Consider the following 24,484-nt stretch of genomic DNA (forward strand, 5'->3'; position numbering starts at 1 on the left):
AGCCGACGCCCCGATCGGCTCACCCGCCTGGAGCCGCCCCTCGCTCGGACTCCTACTCTGTCGTTATCGTACCGCCTAAAGCGCATTGACCGGTAGCAGATTCATGTCTACGCTCATGCTAGCCATGAGAAAGCTACCTTCGTCATGCCGGACGATGGTGAACCAGCTGAGGAGACCGCGTGCAAGAACGCTTCGGAAGCAAGTCGGCGATCGTCGCGCTGACCGCCCTGACCCTGGCCGTGTTCATCTACGTGACCACCGAGTCGCTGCCCATCGGCCTGCTCCCCCAGATCGCCCAGGATCTCGGCACCAGCCCGTCGGCGGTCGGGCTCCTGGTCACCGGATACGGTCTGATCATCGTGCTGGTGTCCCTGCCGCTCACGCGGCTGACCCGCCGGCTGCCCCGGCGGCGGCTGCTGTGCGTCCTGTTAGGCGTCTTCGTCGTGGCGACCTGCCTGTCGGCCCTGGCGGGAGACTACTGGCTGCTCATGGGCGCCCGGATGGTGACCGCGCTGAGCCAGGCGCTGTTCTGGGCCATCGTGACGCCGGCCGCCGCCGGCCTCTTCCGGGCCGAGGTGCGCGGCCGGGCCCTGTCCATCCTGTACGCCGGCGCCTCCAGCGCCGCGCTGACCGGCATCCCGGCCGGCACATGGCTCGGCCAGCAGACCAACTGGCGGGTCGCTTTCCTCGCGCTCAGCGGCCTGGCCCTGCTCGTCCTCGCCACGATCGCGGCCGTCCTGCCCGACACGCCCCCCGGGCAGGGCGCGGCCGACCGGGGCAGCGCGCCCGACCGCGGCCGGTACCTGTCCATCGTGGCCACGACGGCGGTCGCGGTCACCGGCGCGTTCGCGGCGTTCACCTACATCAGCCCGTTCCTGAGTGACGTCAGCGGCTTCACCGAGTCGTCGATCGGCCCGCTTCTGCTGGCACGAGGCATCGCGGGCCTGGCCGGCGTGTTCGTGGTGGGCTACCTCGTCGACCGCCACGGCTGGATCACCATGACGGGGCTCGTCGGCCTGCAGACGCTGGCGCTCGCCGGGCAGTACGCGGTCGGCGCCTCCCCGGCCGGGGCCGTCATCGCGATCTCCTTGTCCGGCTTCACGCTCGCGGGCCTGACCGCCGTACTGGGGTCGCGGGTGCTCGTGTACGCGCCGGGCGAGTCGGTCATGGCGAGCGCCGCCACCTCCACGGCGTTCAATGTGGGAATCACCGCGGGCGCGTTCCTCGGCAGCGTGCTCCTGCCCGGTCCCGGCGTGCGCAGCACGGCACTGGCCGGGGCGCTGCTCAGCTTGGTGGCGTTCGCCATCGTGCTGGCCGAACCGGCCGTGTCCAGCCGCCGGAAGATCACGCGGGCCACGACCGGCGACCCCCTGCCCGAGAGCGCCCGGGTCAGGTGACCCGATGCCCGACGCATCGAACCGTGCAACCCCCTTGACCGGTTTGAGTGGTAGCCTCGACGGCATGTCACTCGACGTGGGACACCTTCCCCTGGTCGGCGGGCACCCCGCGCTCGATCTGGTCAACACGCTCGAACGAGGGTCACCGCTCGACGGCGGGCCGCCCCACGATTCCCTGTCCGACACCTCCGCGCTGCTGCGCTGGGCGGCCAGGGCGGGCCTGATCAGCGACGCGGAGCACGATCGGGCCGGCCGGGCGTGGCGCGACGATCCCGCGTCGGCGCGGGCGGGGCTGGCCGCGGTACGGGACATCCGGGAAGGGCTGCACGTCGTGGTGCTCGCGACGATCCGGCCCGCCGGCGGCGGGCCCGATGGCGACGCGAGCGGCCCGGCCGAGGGGGACCCGGTCGCGGCCGGGGCCGCGCTGGTCGCACTGCACGAGCGATGGGCCGGGGCGGCCGCCAGAGCCGCACTGGTGCTCGACAGAGGCGACCCGCCGCGGGTGCGGCTCACCTACGGCACGATACCCGCCATGCTGATACCCGACCGGGCCGCCGAGGCCGCACTCGACGTCCTGCGCACGGCCGACCTGACTCGGGTACGCCGCTGCCCCACACACGAGGGCGGCTGCGGGTGGCTGTTCCTCGACCAGAGCCGCAACGGCTCCCGCCGCTGGTGCCGCATGGCCGACTGCGGCAACACGGCGAAGGCCCGGCGGCTCACCGAGCGCCGCCGCGCCGCCCGGGACGACACCCCGTAGGCCCGGTGCGTCGCCGGGCGCGTGCTCCGGGGGCCGCCGCGTTCACGACGATGCCGACGGCGGCATCCGGCCGCCACTGAGGGTGTGGCGCTCAGCCCGCGAGCAGGGCGTTGGCCTCGGTGATGAGTTTCTGCGCGGCCTCGTCGGGGGTCATCCGGCCGAAGACGACCTCTTCGCCGTAGCGCCTGATGACGTCCTCCATCGCGCTGGAGCCCCTCGGCGGGGCGGCGGGCGGGTCGGTCAGCTCGTCACGGATCTCGTTCACGAACTCCATCGTCTTCAGGTCCGCGGGCGGCAGTTTGGCGCTGACCGCCGCCAGCACCTTGGCATTGGCCGGCAGGCCGCGGTCGCTGAGGATGATCTGACCGGCCTCGCTGTCGTTGACCATGAAGTCGATGAACTTCGCGGCCTCGGCCGCGTGCTTCGAGCCGGAGGAGGCGGTGTAGAGCATGGCCGGCTGCAGGAACATGCCGCCGGTCGTGGCACCCTCGGCCTTCGGCATCCGCCGCAGTTCGAGGTTCTGGCCCGAGGCCTTGGCGGCCGCGCCGAGAACGTTGCTCCACATCATCATCGACGCGCCGGTGTTGGTGCCGATCAGCGTCTGTTCGATGCCGACGTCGTACAGTTCGGAGCTCTTGGCGGCGGCGGGCGAGCCCTTCGTCTTGATCAGGTCCTGCGCGATGGCCATCCAGTCCTTGACCGTCTGCGGGGACACGCCGAGCTTGTTGCCGTCGTAGAACCGCTCGCCCTTCTGCGCGGCGTAGATCTGCAGGTACGCGGGGTTCCAGTTCAGCTGCGTACCCGTGACCTTGCCGCCGCTGCCGGAGGTGACCTTGGAGCTCAGCTCGACGAAGTCCTTCCAGGTCCACGAGGTGTCGTCGGGCAGTGCGACCTTGGCGCCCTCGACCAGGGCCGGGTTGATCACCATGGAGTAGGCGTTGACCCCGGAGGGGATGGCGTACTGCTTGCCGTCGACGACGCCGGTGGCCAGCACCTTGCCGTCGATGTCGGCGGTGTCGACCTTGGAGGCCAGTTCGGCCAGTGTGCCGCGTTCGGCGTATTCGCGCAGGCCACGGATCTCCAGGGTCATGACGTCGGGCGCGTCCCTGCCCGCGACCTGCGTGGACAGCCGTTCGTAGTAGCTGGGGAAGTCGGAGACCTCGGCCTCGACGTCGATGCCCGGGTTCTTCGCCTCGAACTTCGCGATCGCCGCCTCGGTCATCTTCTGGCGCGCGTCGCCACCCCAGTAGGAGAAGCGCAGCTTGATCTCGCCCCCGGCGCTCTCGCCGCCGCAGGCCGCGGTGACCGTCAGCATGGCTGTGGCGAGTAAGGCCGCCGACCAGATCTTCTTGCCAGAGCTCACGGCTCTACCTCCTGTGGATCTTCAGCTGGGGGGTGGAAAAACGTCTTCGGCACTGCGCCCGGCGACACGGATCGAGGGTCCGGCGTCAGCCCGGTGGCGGATCGCACACAGCCGGGCGCTCCTGATGGCGGTCGAGGGGTTGCTCTGCGCATCGGTGCGACAACTGTACTGACCTTGTCAGAGAAAGTCAGCAAAGATCACCGTCGAACCGCGGCGCTCAGGATCTCGGGGAGAGACCCCGGCGGAAGGCCCCCGGGAACGTCAGGAGGCCACGAGAGCCTGGATGCTGACGGTGGCCGCCCCGCGCGCCCACTCCTCGAACGGCAGGGGGCGGATGGAGAGCGGGCAGTCGGCGGCGGCGCCGAACGCCTGGCGCTGGAAGCCGGCCCTGATGTGCGGCTCGAACAGGTCGTAGGCCGCCAAGCCCTCGCCGGAGACCACGATCCGGGCCGGGCCGACCAGGTTCGCGACCGCGGCGATGCCGGAGCCGATCGCGTCGCCGGCCCGGGCGAAGACGGCGCCGGCCGGGGCGTCACCGGCCCGGGCCAGCGCCACCGCGTCCTCGAAGGTCAGCTCCGGCCGGCCGGCGGCCGACCGGGCCTGCCGGACGATGGCGTCGGCGCCGGCGATCGCCTCGACGCAGCCGCGGCTCCCGCAGTGGCAGGCCGGGCCGTTCACGTCGACGCCGACATGGCCGATCTCGCCGGCCACGCCGTGTGAGCCGGAGACGAGGCGTCCGCCGACGACCAGGCCGCAGCCTATGCCCGCGCCGACGGTCACGAGGGCGAACGACTCGGCGCCGACGCCCTCGCCGAACCAGTGCTCGGCGGTGGTCAGCGCCTTGACATCGTTCTCCACGGTGACGGTGAGGCCGGTGATCTTCTCCGCCTGTTCCCGCAGGGGCAGGTCGTGCCAGCGCAGGAACGGCGAGTACCGCACCAGACCGGTGGAGCGGTCGACGTCGCCGGAGACGGCCAGCCCGAGCCGGCGGGTACGGGCCCGGTAGCCGCCGGGACGGTCGAGCAGTTCGCCGACGAGCTCGCCCAGCTCGGTGAGGACGTGGTCCACGTCGGGCGCCGACAGCCGCCGGTGGGCCGAGGTGCGCACCTCGGCGCGAAGGTCGCAGACCACGCCGATCAGCTCGTCACCGGTGATCTTCACGCCGACGAAGAACTCGCGGTCGGCCCGGATGGCCAGCGGGCTGGCCGGACGCCCGGCGCCCGGCCCGGTCCGCTCGGTCGCGGCCAGCTCCTCCAGATAGCCCAGCTCGATGAGCGGACGCGCGGCCTTGGTGACGGCGGCGGAGGACAGGCCGAGCCGGCGGGCGAGGGCGACGCGGCTGAGCGGGCCCTCGGTCAGCACGGTGGTGAAGACCGCCGTGACCGCGGGGGCTACGGCGTCAGCCTCGGGAAACATGACTGAAATCTAGGCACAATAATTTCCTTCGTCAAGTATTGATTTGGCCGCGAGCGCGGACCTACGCTCACTGCACTCACCGCCCACGCTCCCACGATCACCACCAAGGAGCCAGATGTCCCCTCCGCTGTTCGAGCCCCGCCGGCGCCTGTGGCTGTTGCGTACCCCGTCCACGTCGTACGCCGTCCGGATCGACGAGGACGACACCGTGCGGCACGTGCACTGGGGTGCGGCCCTGACCCTGGAGCAGGCCGGAGAGCTGGCCGAGCGCACCCCGGCGGCGGGCAGCAGCTTCGACGCCGTAGGCGGGGCGGAGGAGCTGGCCGTGGAGGGCGGCGCCCGCTTCGGGCCGCCCGGCCTGCAGGTGCGCTTCGCCGACGGCACCCGCGCCGTCGAGTGGCGCTACGCCGGCCACGACGCCGACGACGGCTATCTGAGCATCCACCTGGACGACCGGCACTACCCGCTGCGGCTCACCCTGCACTACCGGGTGCACGAGGACAGCGACGTGATCGAGCGGTGGACCACCGTCGAGAACCGCGACGATCGGCTCCCGATCACGCTGCGACGCTGCGACAGCGCGGCGTGGACCCTGCCGAGCCGGGACGGCTACCGGGTGAGCCACCTGGTCGGCGGCTGGAACAGCGAGTTCCGGCTGCGCCGGGGCGACGTCGCCACCGCCGAGACGGTCTTCACCAGCCGGCGCGGCCTGACCAGCCACCACGCCAACCCCTGGCTGGCCTTCGACGACGGCACGGCCGGCGAGGAGCACGGTGAGGTGTGGAGCACCGCGCTGGCCTGGAGCGGCAGCTGGCGGATCACCCTGCACCGCGACCCGGCCGGCCGCACGACGTGGACCGGCGGCCACGGTCACGAGGGGCTCACCTGGTCGCTCGCGCCCGGCGAGACCCTCAGGACGCCGGTCTTCGCCGGCCTGTTCACCGCCGGCGGGTTCGGAGCGGCCAGCCGGGCCTGGCACGCGTACGTCGCCCGGCACGTGCTTCCGCACCCCGGAGAGCCGCGGCCGGTGCTCTACAACTCGTGGGAGGCGACGGGCTTCGACGTCGACGAGGCGGGCCAGACGGCGCTGGCCGCGCAGGCCGCGCGGATCGGCGTCGAGCTGTTCGTGGTGGACGACGGCTGGTTCGGCGGCCGCGTCGGCGACCACGCCGGCCTCGGCGACTGGACGCCCAACCCGGACCGCTTCCCCCGTGGCCTGCGGTCGCTCTCCGCCGAGGTGCACCGGCTCGGCATGCGCTTCGGCCTGTGGGTCGAGCCGGAGATGGTCAACCCCGACAGCGACCTCTACCGGGCGCATCCGGACTGGGTCATGCACATGGCCAACCGCGAACGTACCGAGCTGCGGCACCAGCTCGTGCTCAACCTGGCCCGGCCGGACACCGCCGCCTGGGCCCACGCCTGGCTCGACCGGCTGGTGGCGGAGCACGACATCGACTATCTCAAATGGGACGCCAACCGGCCGTTCACCGAGGCCGGCTGGCCCGGGCACGACGACCCCGACCGGTTGTGGATCGAGCACACGCGGGCGGTCTACCGGATCATGGACCGGCTGCGCGCCGATCATCCCGGTCTGCGCATCGAGGCGTGCGCCGGCGGCGGCGGGCGCGCCGACCTGGGCATCCTCGCCCGCACCGACCAGATCTGGACCTCGGACAACACCGACCCCGTCGACCGGATCGCCATCCAGCACGGCTTCAGCCAGCTCTTCCCGGCCCAGGTCATGGGCGCGTGGGTGACCGACAGCCCGAACGTGGCCACCGCCAGGCAGACCCCGTTGCGGTTCCGGTTCCACGTCGCCATGGCCGGGGCGCTGGGGGTCGGCGGCGACCTCGCCACGTGGACCGAGGACGAGCTCAAGGAGGCCACCGAGCTGATCGCCACGTACAAACGCATCCGGCCGGCGGTGCAGCACGGCACGGCGTACCGGCTGACCGGGGAGGGCACCCTGACGGCGGTGGGATTCGCGCACGAGGACCGGTTCGTGGTGCTCGCCTGGTGCCCGTCGCGCCCGTACGGGCATCAACCGGCCCCGCTGCGGCTGACCGCACTCGACCCCGACGCCACCTACCGGGATCCGGACACCGGCGCCACCTACTCAGGAGCCGTCCTGCTGCGGTCCGGCCTTCCCCTCTCCCTGCCCGAGGGCGACCACGCCAGCGCCCTCGTCCAGCTCATCCGCATCGAGGACTGACCCATGGCCATGTTCGACCTTCCCCTCGACCGGCTGCGCGACTACCGCCCGGCCCTCGACCAGCCGGACGACTTCGACGCCTTCTGGTCCCGCACGCTCAGCGCCGCCCGCGAGCACGACCTGGCGGCCGAGGTGACGCCCTGCGACGCGCTGCTGCCCGGGGTGCGCGTCTTCGACGTGCGGTTCAGCGGCCACGACGGTCAGCGGGTGGCCGCCTGGCTGATCGAGCCCGTCATCGGCGAGCGGCCGCTGCCGTGCGTCGTGCAGTTCATCGGGTACGGCGGCGGGCGCGGGCGTCCGCACGAATGGCTGCTCTGGCCGGCCGCCGGCTACGCCGTGCTCGTGGTGGACTCCCGCGGGCAGGGCGACGGAGACACCCCCGACCTGCCCGGCGACGGCACACCGCACCACACCGGCCTGATGACCCGGGGCGTGCTCGACCCCGAGGAGTACTACTACCGCCGGCTGTTCACCGACGCGGTCCGGGCGGTGGACCTGGCGGCCACCCTCCCCGCCGTGGACCCGGGCCGCATCGTGGTGGCCGGGGCGAGCCAGGGCGGCGGCATCGCGCAGGCGGTGGCCGGTCTGCACCGTCAGGTCCGGGCCGCGCTGATCGACGTGCCGTTCCTGACCTGCTTCCGGCGGGCCACCGAGATCACCGACTCCTACCCGTACCAGGAGCTGTCGGTCTTCTGCGCGACCAACCGCAATCGCGTCGAGCAGGTCTTCCGCACTCTGCGCTATTTCGACGGCGTGAACTTCGCGGCCAGGGCCACCGCGCCGGCGTTGTACTCCGTCGGCCTGATGGACGACGTGTGCCCGCCGTCCACGGTCTTCGCCGCCTACAACCACTACGCGGGGCCGAAGCGAATGCAGGTCTGGCCGTACAACCGGCACGAGGGCGGCGGGACGTTCCAGGCGCCGGTCCAGCTTCCGTGGCTGCGCGATCAGCTGGCATGAGGAGTCCGATGTCTTCCACCGTTCTCCGCTACGACCGGCCCGCCGAGCGCTGGTTCGACGCGTTGCCGATCGGCAACGGCCGGCTCGGCGGCATGGTGTACGGCGGTGTGGGCGCCGAGAGCATCCGGCTGTCCGAGTCGACCGCGTGGTCGGGGGCGCCCTCGGCCACCGACGTGAGCCCCACGGCGCTCGGCGCGTTGCCGGCCGTGCGGCGGCTGCTGTTCGACGGCCGGCCGGCCGAGGCCCAGCGGCTGGCCGAGGAGCACCTGCTCGGCCGGCCGGCCTCGTTCGGCACCAACCTGCCGCTCCCCCGGCTGCGGCTGGACTTCGGCGGCGGAGGGTTCCGCGGCTACCGTCGCCTGCTGGATCTCGACGACGGCATCGTCCGGGTCGAGTTCGAACAGGACGGCGTCCGTCACGTACGGGAGGTGCTCGCCTCCCATCCTCACGGGGTCATCGCGCTGCGCCTGACGGCCGATCGGCCCGGCGCGGTCGGCTTCACGGCCGGCCTGGACGACAGCGTGTTCCCCGGCGAGGTCACGACCACCGCGCCCGGCGTCACGTCCGGCCTCGCCTCCGATGTCACGTCCCGCCTCGCGTCCGGCGTCACGTCCGGCGTCACTTGCGGTCTCGCGTTCAGCGGCCGCGCGGTCGAGTCGCTGCACAGTGACGGGACCCGGGGCGCCGCCGTCGAGATCCGGGTCCGGATCGAGACCGAGGGCGGGACGCTGCGCCGCGACGCCGGCACGGTCGCCGTGATCGGCGCGGACGCGGCCGTCGTGCTGGTCGCGGTCGGCACGGACTGGGCCGGCGACGACCCGGCCGAGCGGGCGGAGCGGTTGATCGCCGCGGCCGCCGAGGCCGGCTACGACGTGGTACGCGCCGCGCACGCCGAGGACCACCGCCGCCTGATGGGCCGGGTGTCGATCGACCTCGGCGAGCCGGTCGACCTGCCCACCGACGTCCGCCGGGACCGCCTCGCCCGCGGCGAGCGCGACGACGACCTGTTCGCCCTGTACTTCCAGTACGGCCGCTACCTCACCGTCGCCGGCTCCCGGGAGGACTCGCCCCTGCCGCTCGCCTTGCAGGGCGTGTGGAACGACGGGCTGGCCAGCACCTCGGGCTGGAGCGACGACTTCCACCTCGACATCAACACCCAGCAGAACTACTGGGCCACGGAACCGGCCAACCTCGCCGAGTGCCACACCCCGCTGGTCCGGTTCCTCCAGCGGCTCGCCGAGCACGGCCGGGCCACCGCCAAGGGGATGTACGGCGCGGACGGCTGGGTCGCGCACACGGTCACCAACGCCTGGGGCTACACCGCGCCCGGCGCCGGCCTGGGCTGGGGCCTGAACGTCACCGGCGGCGCCTGGCTCGCCCTGCAGCTGTGGGAGCACTACGAGTACCGGCCCGACGAGGAGTTCCTCCGCGAGGAGGCCTACCCCGTCCTCCGCGACGCCGCGCTGTTCCTGCTCTCCTACCTGGTGCCCCATCCGGTCCACGGCTGGCTCGTGGCCGGTCCGTCCGACTCGCCGGAGAACTGGTACCTGGCGCCGGACGGCACCCCGTGCTCGATCGCGATGGGCAACACCGTGGACCGCGTCTTCGCCGAGGCGATCCTGCGGATCTGTGGCCAGGCCGCCACCATCCTCGACTGCGATCCTGACCTTCGCGAGCGCGTCGCCGCCGCGCGGGAACGGCTGTCGCCGTTCCTGATCGGCCGGCACGGCCAGCTGCAGGAGTGGCTGGACGACGCCGAGGAGGCGGTCCCCGCCCACCGGCACACCTCGCACCTGTGCGCGGTGTTCCCCGAGCGGCAGATCACGCCGCGCCGCACGCCTGAGCTCGCCCGTGCCGCCGAGGTGGTCCTGGAACGCCGGCAGCGGGCGCCGGGCTGGGAGCAGACCGAGTGGGTGGAGGCCAATTTCGCCGCCTTCTACGCCCGTCTGCTCGACGGCGACAAGGCGCTGACCCACCTCACCAAGCTGATCACGGAAGCCAGCGAGGCGAACCTGCTCAGCTACTCCGTCGGCGGGGTCGCCGGCGCCGAGCAGAACATCTACTCCTTCGACGGCAACGCCGGCGGCACCGCCGCGCTCGCCGAGATGCTGCTGCAGTCCGACGGCGAGGAGGTCGAGCTGCTGCCGGCGCTGCCTTCGTCCTGGCGTGACGGCTCGGTCCGCGGGCTGCGCGCCCGCGGCGGCTTCACGGTCGACGTGGCCTGGCGCGACGGGCGCCTGCACCGGGCCCGGATCCACTGCGACCGGGCGGCGCGCACCCGCGTCCGCCATCGCGACGCCGTCATCGACGTCGCCTGCCGTCCAGGGGAAGGATTCATGCTTGAGGAGCACCACTTCACGGCCTGAGCGCGGCGCGTCCCAGGTGGACGTGACCGCGTTCGGCGCCGACCCCACCGGCCGGGCCGACTCGGCCCCCGCGGTCGCCGCGGCACTGCGGTACGCCGGAACCCTCCACGGTCCCGTCGAGATCGTCTTCGCCGGCGGCACGTACCAGCTCTATCCCGAGCAGGCCGAGGTCCGTGAGCTGTACGTGTCCAACACCGTCGGCGCCGACCAGCGCTACCGGGACAAGAGGATCGGGCTGCTGGTCGAGGACAGGAGCGACGTCACGGTCGACGGCCGCGGCGCCAGGCTGGTCTACCACGGGCTGCAGACGGCGTTCGCGGCGATCCGTTCCACGAACGTGACGTTCACGAACTTCTCCGTCGACTACGCCGCCCCGAAGGTGATCGACGCGACGGTCGCCGCGGCCGGCGTCACCGGCGGGCGGGCCTGGCGCCGCCTGTCCCTTCCCGCCGGCACCCCGTACCGCGTCGACGGCACCCACATCACCTGGCTCGGCGAGACCAGCCCGGTGAGCGGGCGGCCCTACTGGTCGGGCGTGGACGGCCTGGAGTACACGCAGATCCACGACCCCGCCGCCCGGCGGACCTGGCGTGGGGACAATCCGCTGTTCACCGGCGTCGCCGCGGTCACCGACCTGGGCGAGGGCCGGATCCGCATCGACTACACGAGCGCGACGCCACCCGAGGACGCCGGCCTCGTCTACCAGATGCGGCTCATCGAGCGCGGGCACCCGGGCGCGTTCATCTGGGAGTCGCGAAATGTCACCATGCGCTCGATGAACGCCCATTACCTCCAGGAGTTCGGGGTCGTGGGGCAGTTCAGCGAGGACATCACGATCGACCGGGTGAATTTCGCCCCGGACCCCGCCTCCGGCCGATCATCGTCGTCATTCGCCGACCATGTCAACCTGTCGGGCGTCAAGGGCAGCGTCACGATCACCAGCTGCACCTTCGACGGGCCGCACGACGATCCGATCAACGTCCACGGGACCTACCTGGAGGTGAGCGGCAGGCCGGAGCCGGCCACCCTCACCCTCGCCTACATGCACCCTGAGACGGCCGGATTCCCGCAGTTTCATCCCGGTGACCAGGTGCGGTTCATCGACAAGCGCACGATGACGCCGCTCACCGGCTCGCCCGCGGTGGTCACCGCGGTGGACGGGCCGACCGGCACGGACCACACCCGGCCGCTGACCACGATGACAGTGACGTTCGACCGTCCGGTGCCCGAAGGCGTCGCGGTCGGCGGCACGGTCACGGAGAACCTCACGTACGCGCCCGAGGTGCTCGTCTCCGGCAACGTCTTCCGCAACGTGCCGACCCGCGGCGTGCTGGTGACCACGCCGAAGCCCGTGCTGATCACCGGCAACCGGTTCGACGGCATGTCGATGGCCGATATCTTCATCTCCGCCGACGCCTCCTCGTGGTACGAGTCCGGCGCGGTCACCGACGTGACCATCCGCGGGAACACCTTCACCAGGCCCGCCGGTCCGGTCGTCTTCGTCGAGCCCACCGACGAGATCCCCGGCCTGGTGCACCACGGCATCTCGGTCGAGGACAACACGTTCGAGGTCGGCGACGTGACCGTGGCCGACGTCAGGAGCGTCGGCGGATTCCGCTTCACCGGCAACGTGGTGCGCCGCCTGGACGGGCCGGACCGGCCGCCGTACACCTCGCCGCTGTTCGTCTTCCACGGCAGCTCCGGCATCGTGATCGAGGGCAACCACTACGACCCGGGCCTGAACCCGTCGGTGATCGAGGACTGACACGAGTCCCGGCCGGTCTCCCCCGACCGGCCGGGACTCCTCACGTCAGTTGCCGGGCCGAGCCTTGTCGTACGCCTGCTGGTTGAGTTCGAGGTAGCGCTTCATGCCGAGCCCGTCCAGGCCCTTGACCCAGGCGTCCCACTCGGTGTCGATGTTCTTCGACCCGGTGATGAAGGCCAGCTGGCCCTGGTTGACGTAGCTGTCGAGGTTGGTCTTCAGCGTGGCCAGCTCGGAGACCACGCTCGGGTCGGTCCAGACCTGCGCCTCGGGGAAGACCCGGGCCTTGTCCACGTGCGGCTCGTACTGCTGCGTCGCCTGGAACAGCCGCCGTTCGAGGCCGGCCTCGGAGTAGACCTCCATCGGCACCGCCTGAGCGTTGCGCAGAGCGAGCGTGACGTTGTACTGCCCCATGGACGACCAGGCGATGTTCTTCGCGATCTCGGTGGAGGGCAACGGCTTCCAGGTGGGCTTCACCTTCGTGTCGAGGGCCACGTCGTCGTCGCCGGGCTTGACCCAGCCGACCCCTTCAGGGCCGGAGTTGGCGATGATCTGTCCCTCATCGGTGTAGATGTAGTCGAGCATCTTGATCGCCGCGATCCGGGCCGCCTCGCTCGACTTGTTGGTCAGCATGAAGGTGTAGCCGATAGAGGTCGGGTTGTTGTATCCGGTGTAGCTCTTGCCCCCGGGGCCGGTCAGCGGCGGCGTGGCGTCGTACTGCTTGTCCCGGCCGTCCTTGGAGGAGAGCTGGACGAAGATGCCGGGCCACAGCACGGGCGAGGAGCCGATCCTGACGGCGTCCGGGTCGTTGCCGACGGCCTGCAGCGCCTCGGCGTTCTGGGTGAAGGAGGCCTGGTCGATCAGGCCCTCCTGGTAGAGCGACTTGATGTACTTCAGGCCCTCGCGCCACTCGGGCTTGTCGACGGGCGTGCTCACCTTGCCGCCGTTGAGCTCGAGCAGTGACGGGACGCCGTTGGTGGCGCCGTAGGGCGCGTAGGCGAACGCTCCCATCAGGTAGCCGATCAGGGTGCTGTCCTGCGTGTCGGTGGTCATCGGGATCTCGTCGGCCTTGCCGTTGCCGTTCGGATCCTTCGTCTTGAACGCCCGCAGGACCGTGCGCAGCTCCTCGGTCGTCTTCGGCATCGACAGGTCGAGCTTCTTCAACCACGCCGAGTTGATCCACAACTTGTTGGGATAGGTGCAGTGGTAGCAGTCGGACCACTGCGGCAGGGCGTAGATGTGGCCGTCCGGCGCGGTCGACATCGCCTTGAGCACGCTGTTGGAGTCCAGCGCCTTCTGGATGTTCGGCGCGTGCTGCTTGATCAGCTCCTCCAGCGGCACCGCGACGCCCTGCTTGCCGAGCTTCTGCAGGTCGGTCTTGGTGAACGCGTCGACATAGGGAATCAGCAGGAACAGGTCCGGGTAGTCGCCGCTCGAGATCGCGATCTGGCGCTTCTCCTTGGCCGCCGCGCCGTCCATCGTGGTGCTCTGGAACTGGAACTTGATCTTGAACTTGTCACTGAGCAAGGTCGTGACCTTGTTCGTGCTGAGCTCCATGTCGGGATTGGCCGGCGCCATCACCGAGATGACGACCTTGTCGCCCTCCATCTTCGCCTGGGGGGCGCCGGCCGTGCTGCCGCCGGAGGAGCAGCCCGCCGCGACCAGCGCCGCGGTGGCCACGACTGCGGCGATCCCGGTTCGGGAAGAATGCGGCTTCATGGCATTGTTCCTTTTCTTGAGTTTCGTCATCCCTTGACCGCGCCCACCATTGCGCCCTTGGTGAAGTGGCGTGCGATAAACGGGTAGAGGATCAATACGGGCAGGCTCGAAACGACGATGAGCGCATATCTGAGGACGTTGGCGAGCTGTATCTGATGCATCTGCTGGGCCAGATCCGCGGCGCCCGTTCTGGGGGTGTTGAGAATGAGGATGTCGCGCAAAATGATCTGCAGCGGGAACAGGTCGGGATCCTTGAGATAGACCAGCGCGTCGAAATAGGTGTTCCACTGATAGACGGTGTACATCAACGCGAGGACGGCCAGCAGCGGCTTCGACAGCGGCAGCACCACCGACCACAGCGTCCTCAGCGCGCTCGCCCCGTCCAGCATCGACGCCTCATGGAGCTCCTCGGGGATCGAGTTGGCGAAGAACGTACGGGCGATGATCACCTGCCAGACGCCGATCGCGTTGGGCAGCAGCAGGGCCCAGCGCGTGTCGAGCAGCCCGAAGTCCTGGACCACCATGTACGTCGGAATGAGGCCGCCGGAGAACAGCATCGTGAAGATGAGCAGCGTCATCAGCACGTTGCGGCCGAAGAACGTCCTGCGGGACAGCGGATAGGCGATGGCCACCGTCAGCGTGACGCTGATCGCGGTGCCGGCGACGGCGTAGATCAGCGAGTTGTAGTACCCCAGCAGGATCTCCGAATTGCTCAGGACGGACCGGTAGGCCTCCAGGGAGAATTCGACCGGCCAGAACCGCACCCGGCCGGCATTGACCGCGGCCGGGCTGCTGAGCGAGCTGGCCACGATGTAGATCAGCGGCAGCAGCACCAGCCCCAGCGTGATCACCAGCAGGATCTTGACCACGAGCAGGAACACCCGGTCGGCGAACGGTTCGCGGACCTTCGCCGTGGCCGGGCGGGTGCGCCGCAGCTTGGACGCGAGCGTGGTCGTCGTCATCGCCACAGTCCTTTTCCGGTGATGCGCCTGGCGGCGAAGTTGACCGTCAGCAGCAGGCAGAGATTGACCACCGAGTTGAACAGGCCCACGGCGGCGGCCATGCTGAAGTCCGCGTTGATCAGGCCGGTCTTGTAGACATAGGTCGGGATGATCTCCGACTGCGCGAGGTTCAGATTGTTCTGCAGCAGATACGCCTTCTCGAACCCGATCGCCATCATGTTGCCCACGCCGAGGATCAGCATGATCACCGCGGTCGGCATGATCCCCGGCAGATCGACGTACCGGATCCGCTGCAGCCGGCTGGCCCCGTCGATCTTGGCCGACTCGTGCAACGCCGGGTCGATGCCGGCCAGCGCGGCCAGGTAGATGACGGCCGCGTAACCGGCGGTCTGCCAGACGTCGGACCACACGTAGATGTGCTGGAAGAGGCCCGGCTCACCGAGGAAGTCGATCGGGCCGAGACCGACCAGCTTGAGCCCCTCGTTCACGATGCCGATCCGGGGCGAGAGCACCAGGATCGTCATCGAGACCACGACCACGGTGGAGATGAAGTACGGCGCGTAGGTGACCATCTGCACGGTGCGCTTGAACCAGCCGTTGCCGATCTCGTTCAACGCCAGCGCCAGCAGGATCGGGATCGGGAAGCTCGCCAGCACCAGGTAGAAGGAGAGCAGGAGGGTGTTCTGCAGCAGGTCGAGGAAGACCGGGTTGCTGAACAGCCGCTCGAAGTTCTGCAGCCCCACCCAGTCGCTGCCCCACGGGCCCAGCACGGGGCTGAAGTCCTTGAAGGCGATGACGTTGAAGGCCATCGGGATGTACTTGAAGATGATGAAATAGGCGATCGGCACGCTGGCCAGCAGGTACAGCTGCCAGTACAGGCGCCACGACTTCCGCGCCTCGGACCAGCGGCTGCGCCGGCGCACCGGGGCGGCCGGGCGCCGGGCCGAAGCCTCGTCAGCGCTCGGCGAGTGCGTCGTCCGCGGAGTGGTGACCGGCATCAGGCCGCCCGCTTCCGGGCGGACGGAACGGCACCCAGGTCGAAGGACGCCGACCAGGCCGCCTGCGGGACGACGAGCAGGCCGAGCTGTCGAGGGGTACCTGGCGGTGTCCTCACAGTCACACCTCCTCCATGCGGGACGGGGTGGTGGCACCCGGCCGAGCGCCGATGACAAGAAACATGGCCGAAACGTAAGCCCAATAATTTCCTTCGTCAAGTATTGATTTGCCGCCCGCATCGGCCCTACGCTCGGCGGCACTCCGTGCTCGTCACCCGCGGCGCCGAGTCTCGTGCCCGTCCCGAACCGCCCATCCGCACCGGCTTCGAGCGCCGGGCCTCGGGTGCCGCACCCCAGCGGTCGCCGTCCGTCCGACGCCCGCGTTCGAGGACCGGTACGTCAACCTGGAGGTGTGACCGTGAGGTCACCGCTACGCATCGCCGCACCCTTAGGCGGTCGGCGAACCCGCGCCGCCGCCGCCGTACTGTCCGCCGCGCTGCTCCTGTCGCCGAGCACCCCGCCGGCGTCCGCCACCACCGGCCCCGAGCCGAGCGCCGGGCCGACCGCCGCCACCGGTCCCGAGCCGAGCGCCGGGCCGACCGCCGCCACCGGCCCCAAGCCAGGCCCGGCACTGGGCGCGCGGGCCGCCACGCCCGCACCCGGCCCGTCCACCGCGGTGGCCGACGGGCCCGCCGCCTCGACCGCCGACCCCTGGGCCGTGCGGCCGTACATGGGGTGGAGCAGCTACAGCATGCAGGTCTACTCCGGGAACGGGAAGTGGATCACGGCCGACCAGATCATCAAGCAGTCCGACGCGATGCGCGCCAAGCTGCAGAAGTACGGCTACGAGTACATCAACGTCGATGCCGGATGGAACGACGGCTTCGACGCCAACGGCCGCCCTAAGCCCAGCGCCACGCTCTACCCGCAGGGCCTGCAGAAGGTCATCGACCACGTGCACGCCAACGGCCAGAAGTTCGGGCTCTACCTGATCCCCGGCATCGGCCCTGACGTCTACAACGCGAACCTGCCGATCGCCGGCGCCCCCGGCTGCACCACGCGCGCCATCGCCGCCCAGCCCTTGCGGCCCTCCGACTACTGGAACATCGGCTACCGGATCGACTTCTCGAATCCGTGCGCCCAGAAGTACGTCGACTCGATCGCCGACCTCCTCGCCCAGTGGGGCGTCGACTTCGTCAAGTTCGACAGCGTCACGCCCGGATCCGGCGTGAGCGACCTGTCGCTCGACGCCCGCGACGACGTCGCCGCCTGGTCGGCGGCGCTCAAGGCACGCAAGATCTGGTTCGAGCTGTCCTGGGCGCTCGACCCGAAGTACGCCGGCTACTGGCGGTCCAAGGCGAACGGCTGGCGGATCGACTGGGACGTCGAGTGCTACTGCGCCGGCGAGGCCCTCACCCAGTGGCAGAACATCGCCCGGCTCTTCCCGCTCGTGTCGACCTGGTGGCGCCACGGCGGGAACGGCGGGTGGAACGACCTCGACTCGCTCGACATCGGCAACGGCACCATGGACGGCCTGACCCGCGACGAGCGGCGGACCGCGATGACGCTGTGGGCGATCTCCGCCGCACCGCTCTACACCGGCAACGACCTGACCAAGCTGGACGCGTACGGCCTGAGCCTGCTCACCAACCCGGAGGTGATCGCGGCCGACCAGGCCGGCACCCCGGCCCGCCCGGTCTCCACGACAGCGCAGCAGCAGGTCTGGTACGCGCTCAACGCCGACGGCGGCTACACGGTCGCGCTGTTCAACCTCGGCCGTACCGACAAGGACATCACCGCCCGCTGGTCGGACCTCGGGCTGACCGGCGCCGCCACCGTACGCGACCTGTGGGCCCGTAAGGACCTCGGTCGCTTCGACGGCGAGTTCACCGCCGCCACGGTCCCGATCCACGGCGTACGCCTGCTCAAGGTGACGCCACAGCGCGGTGCCGCGATCGCCGTCAACGACGACGCCCTGCGCGTCCGGTACGAGGGCGAGTGGACCCGCAACGGCGGCAAGGAAGTAGCCGCCACCTCCCAGCCGCTCACCGTGAACGTCACCGACACCGGCACCCCCGCCCCGCCGTCGACCGGCCCCGTGCGCACGGTCGTCCACGACGACACCGACCCGGGCATCGCGTACGTCGGGAACTGGTCGCAGAGCACCGGCCGCGGGCTCGGCGACTACAACGACAACGTGCACTACACCGAGCGCGACGGCGACGCGTTCGAGTACACGTTCCAGGGCACCGGCGTCTCGTACGTCACCGAGCTGGACACATCCCAGGGCGACGTCGACATCTACCTCGACGGCCGGTTCGTGAAGACCGTGCACACCGGACGCGAGCAGGGCCAGCCCCGCCTCGTCCAGCAGACCGTCTTCACGGTGAACGACCTGCCCGACGGCAGCCACACGCTCAGGGCGGTCAAGAAGTCCGGCTCCTTCATGCTGCTCGACCGCGTCGACGTGCTCCAGCCGAGCCTGATCGACCCGTTCGCGGCGTCGTTCGACCGGAAGGCGCCGGCGGACGTGCAGGTGAAGCTGCTGCGCGACGGCAGCGAGTTCATCGGCGTCTCGCGCGGCGGCACCGCGCTGGAGAAGGACCGGGACTACACCCTGTCCGGCTCGACCGTGACCCTGCGCTCGGCCTACCTCGCCGGCCTCCCGCTCGGGGCGGCGCAGCTGGACTTCGCCTTCCGCGGTGACCATCTGGACGACGTCCACGCCACGACCCGCGACGGCGACTCCGTCGCGTACACGTTCACCGGCACCGGCCTCGACTGGATCACCGCCACCGCACCCGACCAGGGGCTCGTCGACGTCTACATCGACGGCAAGCTCGTCCGCCGGGTCGACACCCACAGTGCCGTACGGGCAACGCAGCAGACCGCGTTCACCGTCTCGGGACTGAAGAACCAGGAGCACACCTTCAAGGCGGTCAAGGCTTCGGGCGACGTGATGCGCACCGACGTCGTCCGCTACACCACCCGCTGATCCCCAGGTGGGCCGGGGTGCTGGACACCCCGGCCCACTGCCGGCGCCGCGTCCCCAGACGCGCCCGGCAACGGCGCCTACGACCGTGATGATCGGTGCGGCCCTGATGCGGCACCGGGAGCCCTACCGGTCACGCGTGCCGAGGCCGGCCTGATCGGCGGCCGTACGGCCGGCCGCCCAGCCCTCCCGGTCCCAGGACGTGCGCGTCCGGTGCGAGACCAGGTTCGGGAACATGCGCTCGACCGCCTGTTCCACCTCCTGTTCCCGGGCCGCCAGCACCGGCACCAGGTCGGCGCCCCGGCCGGCGCTCTCCTGCGCGACCGCGGCCGCCGTGGCCTCGGCGAGCCGTTCGCCGATCCTGGAGGCGAAGGCCGACAGGAACGACTGGCGGAACGCCTTGCTCCTGGACCGGCCGGCGCCGTGCTTCTTGGTGCCCGAGTTCTCCAGCGCGGTCTGGGCCTGCACCAGCAGCGAGGTGAACAACATCTCCACCCAGGACAGGTCCGCCGGGAACCCCAGCACGGTGGCGAACCCCAGTTCCCGCGACCAGATCACCCGGCACCTGTTGGCCTCGGCGACGAGGTCGAGCAGGACGGCCTTGGGCTGCTCGTACGGCGCGTCGATGCCGACCCGGACGCCCTCCGGCACCGCGCCTCCGCCCGGCCGCGCCTCCAGCGCCGCCGCGTCGAGCATCGCCGCGTCGATGCTGTACTTCGCCATCAGGCTCTGCGCCGCCGAGGTGAACGTTCGCGCCTCCGCCTCGTACGGCGTCGACTCCGCCTTGGCCAGCAGCCCCCGTACCCGTGTGAGCGTCCTCTCGCTGACCGCGTGCGGGCGTGCCGTTACCGTACGGCGAGCGTCGCCGGGCGGCGGGCCCAGCAGTTCCAGCCGGGGCAGCCCGGTCAGCAGCCCCAGCAGTTCCAGCACGCAGGAGACGCTCACCAGCCGGCCGGCCCCGTCGCGCGCCTGCCGCGCCGCCAGGTAGCCGCCCTTCCACCACACCGTGGCCGCCAGATCGGCGAGCTGGTCGCGCCAGCGCTCGTCCACCGTGGCCCGCGCGTAGGCCCGAAGCTCCCAGGCGATGAGATCGGCCGCCACCCGCCCGTGCCGGTCGCTCAGCCGCCTGGCCGCGATCCTGACCACGTCGGCGGGCTGCCAGCCGTTCCGCCACACCCCTGAGATCGCCCGTGTCGCGGCCTCCATCAGCACGCGGTCGGCGTCGTCCCGGTCGGCCAGGAAGGCGGCGGCGGAGTCGAAGGCCGCCTGATCCTCGCGCGCCAGCGCGTCCATCGCCGCGCTGAACAGCTCATCGGCCTCGTTCACACGTTCCGTCCACGTCGGGGAAAGTCCGCCAGAACCTTACCGGGCGCAGCCTCGTCCCCGCTCACCAGCCGTACGATGATGCAGTGGCCGCCGTCCTCGGACCACAGCGCCTGCTCCTCCTGTGTCCACGGTCCGGTGACGTGCTCGGACGGCACTGCCACTTGCGGGCGTGATCGCGCCCTCGCAACGCTGCCCTGGGACCGGCTGTCAGGAGGCGGGCGCTTCCGGTGAGACCGCGCCCGCCGTGACGTCTTCGCCGCGCTTCTCGTCGGCGTACACCATCAGGGTCGAGCCGCCCAGGGCGAGGACGATGCCGATGGCGCCGTAGATCGACGGGAGCGTCTGGTAGACCGCCAGCGACAGCACGATCGTCAGGACGGGGGCGAGTGCGTTGGTGATGGGTGCCACCACCGCGGCCTTGCCCCGGCTGAGCGCCATCACCAGGAACAGCGCCCCGGCCGCGTTGAGGACCTGGGTCACCGCGGTCAGGGCGGGTGCCTGCCAGGGGGCGCCGCTGGGCAGCCCGCCCATCATCAGCACCGCCACCGGGATGAGCAGCAGGCCGCTGATCGTCATCCAGCCGAAGGTGGTGGCGTCGTTGATGCCGAGCAGGGCGGCCTTGCGCATGAAGAACGCCTGGGCGCCCCAGGCCACGCAGATGAGGATGGCCAGCAGCAGCCAGGGGCCGGTCGTGTTCGAGTCGTCGCTGCTGCCGGGGATGCTGAACAGGACGATCGCGGCCAGCGCGGCGACCGCGCCGACGACGGCGAGCCACTGGATGCGTTCGCGGAGCAGGGCGATGGCCATGAGGACGGTGATCACCGGCGACAGGGACACGATCGGGAAGATCAGGTACGCGGGGCCGTTGGACAGGGCCTGGAAGAGCAGGAGCTGACCGCCCGCGCCGGTGAGTCCGGCGATGAGGCCGTAGAGGGCGGCGACGGGCCGGCGGTCGAAGCGGTTGCCGCGCAGCGCGAAGAAGGCGGGGATCAGCATGGTGAACGCCCAGATGACGTACACCATCTCGTCGGGATAGCCGTACAGGCTGGTCGGGAGGCTGGAGAAGGCGCCCCACACGCCCCAGAAGAGGACGAGCAGGGTCGCGTAGAGTATCCAGCTTCTCTTGACGTTGATCATGCGCCTTCTCCTTGTCCGGCGGTCAGCAGGCGGTCGAGCGCGGCCCGGTCGAGGGGGGTGCCGGCGAGTTTCGCCGCGTAGAGCGCGGCTCCGACGACCGGTTCGTACAGCGGGCGGCGCAGCTCGTAACCGGCGTGCAGGGATGTCAGCTCGCGGGTGAAGGCTTCGAGCACCGCCTCGGCGGTGAACGTGCCGCCGGAGTAGGAGACCGGTACGGGCTCGCCGGGCTCGAAGCCGAGCCGTTCACGGGTGGTGTCCACCAGGAGCGCCAGCTCGCGCCCGGCCTCGGCCAGGATGGCGGCGGCGCACGCGTCGCCCAGCCCGGCCGCCTCGACGACCCGCCGGCTAAGGGCCGCGATCTCCCCGCGGTCGCCGCGCCAGCGGTTGAACACGACGTCGATGACGGTGAGATCCGAGGCGAGGGAGAGGTGGCGGCGCAGGACCCCGGCGAGCGGGCCTTCCGGCAGGCGTCCGTCGCTCATCCGGGTGAACGCGTTGAGGCCGCGGACCGCGATCCAGTACGCCGAGCCCTCGTCGCCGAACAGCTCTCCCCAGCCGCCGACCCGGACGCCGCGGCCGGACCGCTCGCCGTAGGTCATGGAGCCGGTGCCGCTGAGCACGTTGATGCCGTCCGCCGCCCCGAGGGAGCCGGCCCACCCGCACACCGTGTCGTTGTCGCAGGTGTAACGGTCGTGGCCGAGCACGGCGCGCGGGGCCGCGTCCAGGACGGGCAGGTCGCCAGGGGCCTCGCCGTAGCCCGGCAGGCCGAAGAAGGCGTACGCGATGCCGGACGGTTCGATGCCCGCGTCGGCGCAGACCGCCTCGACACCCTGTCTGAGGGCGCGCTCGACGATGCCGATGCCTTCGGACGCCTGGGAGAAGTAGTAGCTGCCGGCGGTCCGCGCCCGCCCCGCTACCGTCCCGTCCTGGTCGACCAGGCAGAAGGCGGTCTTGGTGCCGCCGCCGTCGACGCCGAGAAACATGGTGTCACCTCAGTCCGTTGTCAGTGCTGCAACCGGTGCAGGGTGACGCCGTGCACCACGCGGTTGACCTCGCCGGAAGGGAACGGGTTGTCAGGGCGGATGCCCCGGAGCACGGCGGCCTTGACGCCGATGAGCTGGGCGCACAGGACGGCGGGCAGGGCCAGCGCCGCGTCCTCGACGTCCTCGACGCCGTCGAGCGGCCAGCTGCCCTCGTCCGGCGCGCCGCCGACCGCGATCACGCTGCCGGGCGGCATGGTGGCGCGGAGCTCCGTGAGGATGTCCTGGTCGTACTTGCGGGTGTACGGATCGTTGGACACGTACACGATCACGACCGTGCGCTCGTTCAGCACGGCCTTGGGGCCGTGGCGGAATCCGAGGGCGGAGTCGGAGAGCGCGACGATCTGCCCGCCGGTGAGTTCGAGCGTCTTCAGCGCCGACTCGGCGGCCAGCCCGCGCAGGGGGCCGCTGCCCAGGTAGACGATCCGTTCGGGGTCGCGGGCCAGGAGCGCCTCGATGCCCTGGTCGAGGGTGCCGTCGTCGATGATGCGCTCGGCCGCGCGGGCCAGCCGCCCGGTGACCTCGGTGTAGGCGGGGCCGCCGAGGGCGAGCAGGGCGGCGAGCGTCATGCCGGTGAAGCTGGAGGTCATCGCGAAGCCGCGGTCGTTGGAGGCGGGCGGCATCAGCAGCACGTACGAGCCGGCCCTGCCCGAGTGCTCCTGGGCCAGCCGCCCCTTCGCGTTGCAGGTGATCACCAGGTGGCGCACGTCCGACAGGCACTGCCCGGCGAGTTCGGTGGCCGCGACGCTCTCGGGGCTGTCGCCGGAGCGGGCGAAGGAGACGAGCAGGGTGGGGAGGTCCTCGGCGAAGCAGCCGCGCGGGTCGGCCACGATGTCCGTGGTGGCCACGGCGTCGACCCGCAGGCCGAGCCGCCGCGTGAGCGTGGTGGCGAGCACCTGGCCGGCGTAGCTCGACGTGCCGGCGCCGGTGAGCACCACGCGGGCGGCGGGCGGGCGCAGGAAGGCGTCGAGCTCGGCCCGCGAGGCGGTGACGATGCCGTCGATCTCCCGCCAGACACGGGGCTGCTGGGCGATCTCACGGACGGTGTCGTCGGCCCCGGTCTCGTGAGCCAGGCTGCCGAGAAGGCCGGTCACAGGTACTCCCTTGTGGTGAAGCGGTCGATCATCGGCTGGATCTTTCCAGCTGACCACTAACTGGAATATTACTGGCCCGGATTATGGCCGTCAATGGTCGTCAACTGGTATGCTTCTGGTATGCCTCCCTCTTTTCCGCAAGGTCTGCTGAGTGACGACGCCCTGCCGCGCTATGTGCAGATCGCGTCCCAGCTCTGGAGTGACATCACCGCTAGTGGCGCCAAGCCGGGAGACCGGCTGCCCTCCGAGCGGAGCCTGGCCACGCGCTACGCGGTGTCCCGGGACACGCTGCGCGCCGCACTGGCCGAGCTGGCGAGCCGGGGTCTGCTGGAGCCCGCCGCCGCCCGCGGGTGGTTCGTCACCGGGGCAGAGGAGCAGGCCGCCACCCCCACCGGTGGCCACACCGTCGAGGGCTTCGCCGACTACGCGCTGAAGCACGGCCTGCCGACCCGCAGCCGGGTGCTGGAGTCGGGCGCCAGGCCGGCGACCGTGCAGGAGGCCGAGACCCTGCGGATCGGCCCCGGCGCCGCGCTGTTCGAGATGCGCCGCCTGCGCTATCTGGACGGTCTCGTCGTCGTGCTGGAGCACAACCGGGTGCCGCTGGCGCTCTGCCCCGCGCTGGCCGATACCGACTTCACCGCCGCGTCCTTGTACGCGACCCTGCGCGGCGCCGACCCGGCGCAGTTCCCCCGGGTCGCGGACTACTCCGTGGAGGCACGGCAGCCCCAGGCCCACGAGCGCGACCTGCTGGAGATCGACGACGGCACCCCGGTGCTGGTCGCCGAGCAGCTCACCTTCAACCAGGACGGCCGGCCGCTCGAACTGACGATCCAGGTGTACCGGGGGGACCGCTATCGCTTCCGTGCCTCCATCACCGACTGAGCGTTCCATCACCCCGGCCGAGAGGCCGGCCGTCACCGGCGGAGGAACCGGCCGACATCGGCTGAGCGGCCGGCGATCACCGTCCCAGGGCGGGCGTGACC

17 protein-coding genes are annotated in these 24,484 nt (G+C 70.9%); 8 read left to right on the forward strand and 9 right to left on the reverse strand.

The genetic code is table 11. From position 1 onward, the window contains the following. The first annotated feature begins 179 nt into the window (after positions 1–179). Both OIE67_RS30610 and OIE67_RS30615 read left to right on the forward strand, forming a co-directional pair. Entirely contained in the window at positions 180–1,397 is a 1,218-nt protein-coding gene (locus tag OIE67_RS30610; protein WP_326626928.1) for an MFS transporter, read from the forward strand. A 64-nt stretch (positions 1,398–1,461) separates the two neighbouring features. Beyond that, positions 1,462–2,157 carry a CGNR zinc finger domain-containing protein gene (locus tag OIE67_RS30615; RefSeq protein ID WP_326626930.1) on the forward strand — a complete coding sequence of 232 codons (696 nt, stop codon included), beginning with the start codon at positions 1,462–1,464 and terminating at the stop codon, positions 2,155–2,157. A 91-nt stretch (positions 2,158–2,248) separates the two neighbouring features. On the opposite strand, the gene OIE67_RS30620 is transcribed toward OIE67_RS30615, so the two are convergent. Beyond that, positions 2,249–3,520 (reverse strand): ABC transporter substrate-binding protein, encoded by a 1,272-nt coding sequence (locus OIE67_RS30620; RefSeq protein WP_326626932.1) that lies wholly within the window; start codon positions 3,518–3,520, stop codon positions 2,249–2,251. 261 nt (positions 3,521–3,781) lie between these two features. Continuing rightward, positions 3,782–4,936, reverse strand: a complete 1,155-nt coding sequence (locus tag OIE67_RS30625; protein ID WP_326626934.1) for an ROK family protein — start codon at positions 4,934–4,936, stop codon at positions 3,782–3,784. Between the two features lie 115 nt (positions 4,937–5,051). On the opposite strand from OIE67_RS30625, the gene OIE67_RS30630 reads away from it, so the two are divergent. The 4 genes from OIE67_RS30630 to OIE67_RS30645 are packed head-to-tail and all read left to right on the forward strand — an operon-like array spanning position 5,052 to position 12,239. Then, complete coding sequence (locus OIE67_RS30630; protein WP_326626936.1) at positions 5,052–7,148, forward strand: alpha-galactosidase; 2,097 nt, start codon at positions 5,052–5,054, stop codon at positions 7,146–7,148. A gap of 3 nt (positions 7,149–7,151) precedes the next feature. Further along, positions 7,152–8,108: an acetylxylan esterase gene (locus tag OIE67_RS30635; RefSeq protein WP_326626938.1), complete on the forward strand. Its 957-nt coding sequence runs from the start codon at positions 7,152–7,154 to the stop codon at positions 8,106–8,108. Positions 8,109–8,116: 8 nt separating this feature from the next. Further along, on the forward strand, positions 8,117–10,474 hold the full coding sequence (locus OIE67_RS30640; RefSeq protein ID WP_326626940.1) for a glycoside hydrolase family 95 protein: 2,358 nt from the start codon (positions 8,117–8,119) through the stop codon (positions 10,472–10,474). Next, on the forward strand, positions 10,449–12,239 hold the full coding sequence (locus tag OIE67_RS30645; protein ID WP_326626942.1) for an alpha-1,3-galactosidase-related protein: 1,791 nt from the start codon (positions 10,449–10,451) through the stop codon (positions 12,237–12,239). Before OIE67_RS30640 ends, OIE67_RS30645 begins: the two co-directional genes overlap by 26 nt. Positions 12,240–12,284: 45 nt before the next feature. Here OIE67_RS30645 and OIE67_RS30650 read toward each other — a convergent pair whose 3' ends face one another. The 3 genes from OIE67_RS30650 to OIE67_RS30660 are packed head-to-tail and all read right to left on the reverse strand — an operon-like array spanning position 12,285 to position 15,915. Further along, the gene (locus OIE67_RS30650; protein ID WP_326626944.1) at positions 12,285–13,955 is read right to left on the reverse strand and encodes a type 2 periplasmic-binding domain-containing protein; all 1,671 of its coding nucleotides are present in this window, start codon (positions 13,953–13,955) and stop codon (positions 12,285–12,287) included. 26 nt (positions 13,956–13,981) lie between these two features. Further along, positions 13,982–14,917: a carbohydrate ABC transporter permease gene (locus OIE67_RS30655; RefSeq protein ID WP_326626946.1), complete on the reverse strand. Its 936-nt coding sequence runs from the start codon at positions 14,915–14,917 to the stop codon at positions 13,982–13,984. Continuing rightward, complete coding sequence (locus OIE67_RS30660) at positions 14,914–15,915, reverse strand: ABC transporter permease (protein WP_326626947.1); 1,002 nt, start codon at positions 15,913–15,915, stop codon at positions 14,914–14,916. Before OIE67_RS30660 ends, OIE67_RS30655 begins: the two co-directional genes overlap by 4 nt. Before the next feature lie 415 nt (positions 15,916–16,330). Here OIE67_RS30660 and OIE67_RS30665 point away from each other — a divergent pair, with 415 nt between their 5' ends. Then, positions 16,331–18,907: a X2-like carbohydrate binding domain-containing protein gene (locus tag OIE67_RS30665; RefSeq protein WP_326626949.1), complete on the forward strand. Its 2,577-nt coding sequence runs from the start codon at positions 16,331–16,333 to the stop codon at positions 18,905–18,907. Between the two features lie 123 nt (positions 18,908–19,030). On the opposite strand, the gene OIE67_RS30670 is transcribed toward OIE67_RS30665, so the two are convergent. From OIE67_RS30670 to OIE67_RS30685, 4 genes are all read right to left on the reverse strand, one after another. Beyond that, on the reverse strand, positions 19,031–20,230 hold the full coding sequence (locus OIE67_RS30670) for a DUF2786 domain-containing protein (protein WP_326626951.1): 1,200 nt from the start codon (positions 20,228–20,230) through the stop codon (positions 19,031–19,033). 207 nt (positions 20,231–20,437) lie between these two features. Further along, positions 20,438–21,367, reverse strand: a complete 930-nt coding sequence (locus OIE67_RS30675; protein WP_326626953.1) for a DMT family transporter — start codon at positions 21,365–21,367, stop codon at positions 20,438–20,440. Next, positions 21,364–22,350 (reverse strand): N-acetylglucosamine kinase, encoded by a 987-nt coding sequence (locus OIE67_RS30680; protein WP_326626955.1) that lies wholly within the window; start codon positions 22,348–22,350, stop codon positions 21,364–21,366. Before OIE67_RS30680 ends, OIE67_RS30675 begins: the two co-directional genes overlap by 4 nt. Before the next feature lie 20 nt (positions 22,351–22,370). After that, positions 22,371–23,501 (reverse strand): SIS domain-containing protein, encoded by a 1,131-nt coding sequence (locus OIE67_RS30685; protein ID WP_326626957.1) that lies wholly within the window; start codon positions 23,499–23,501, stop codon positions 22,371–22,373. A 120-nt stretch (positions 23,502–23,621) separates the two neighbouring features. Here OIE67_RS30685 and OIE67_RS30690 point away from each other — a divergent pair, with 120 nt between their 5' ends. After that, positions 23,622–24,383 (forward strand): GntR family transcriptional regulator, encoded by a 762-nt coding sequence (locus OIE67_RS30690; protein WP_326626959.1) that lies wholly within the window; start codon positions 23,622–23,624, stop codon positions 24,381–24,383. Positions 24,384–24,484: the final 101 nt, after the last annotated feature.

It is taken from the genome of Nonomuraea fuscirosea (assembly GCF_035917475.1).
Lineage (GTDB): Bacteria > Actinomycetota > Actinomycetes > Streptosporangiales > Streptosporangiaceae > Nonomuraea > Nonomuraea fuscirosea.

Coding starts and splice junctions, on each gene's coding strand:
- OIE67_RS30615 (WP_326626930.1), top strand. CDS start 1,462: ATGTCACTCGACGTGGGACACCTTCCCCTGGTCGGCGGGCACCCCGCG.
- OIE67_RS30625 (WP_326626934.1), bottom strand. CDS start 4,936: ATGTTTCCCGAGGCTGACGCCGTAGCCCCCGCGGTCACGGCGGTCTTC.
- OIE67_RS30630 (WP_326626936.1), top strand. CDS start 5,052: ATGTCCCCTCCGCTGTTCGAGCCCCGCCGGCGCCTGTGGCTGTTGCGT.
- OIE67_RS30635 (WP_326626938.1), top strand. CDS start 7,152: ATGGCCATGTTCGACCTTCCCCTCGACCGGCTGCGCGACTACCGCCCG.
- OIE67_RS30640 (WP_326626940.1), top strand. CDS start 8,117: ATGTCTTCCACCGTTCTCCGCTACGACCGGCCCGCCGAGCGCTGGTTC.
- OIE67_RS30650 (WP_326626944.1), bottom strand. CDS start 13,955: ATGAAGCCGCATTCTTCCCGAACCGGGATCGCCGCAGTCGTGGCCACC.
- OIE67_RS30655 (WP_326626946.1), bottom strand. CDS start 14,917: ATGACGACGACCACGCTCGCGTCCAAGCTGCGGCGCACCCGCCCGGCC.
- OIE67_RS30660 (WP_326626947.1), bottom strand. CDS start 15,915: ATGCCGGTCACCACTCCGCGGACGACGCACTCGCCGAGCGCTGACGAG.
- OIE67_RS30675 (WP_326626953.1), bottom strand. CDS start 21,367: ATGATCAACGTCAAGAGAAGCTGGATACTCTACGCGACCCTGCTCGTC.
- OIE67_RS30680 (WP_326626955.1), bottom strand. CDS start 22,350: ATGTTTCTCGGCGTCGACGGCGGCGGCACCAAGACCGCCTTCTGCCTG.
- OIE67_RS30690 (WP_326626959.1), top strand. CDS start 23,622: ATGCCTCCCTCTTTTCCGCAAGGTCTGCTGAGTGACGACGCCCTGCCG.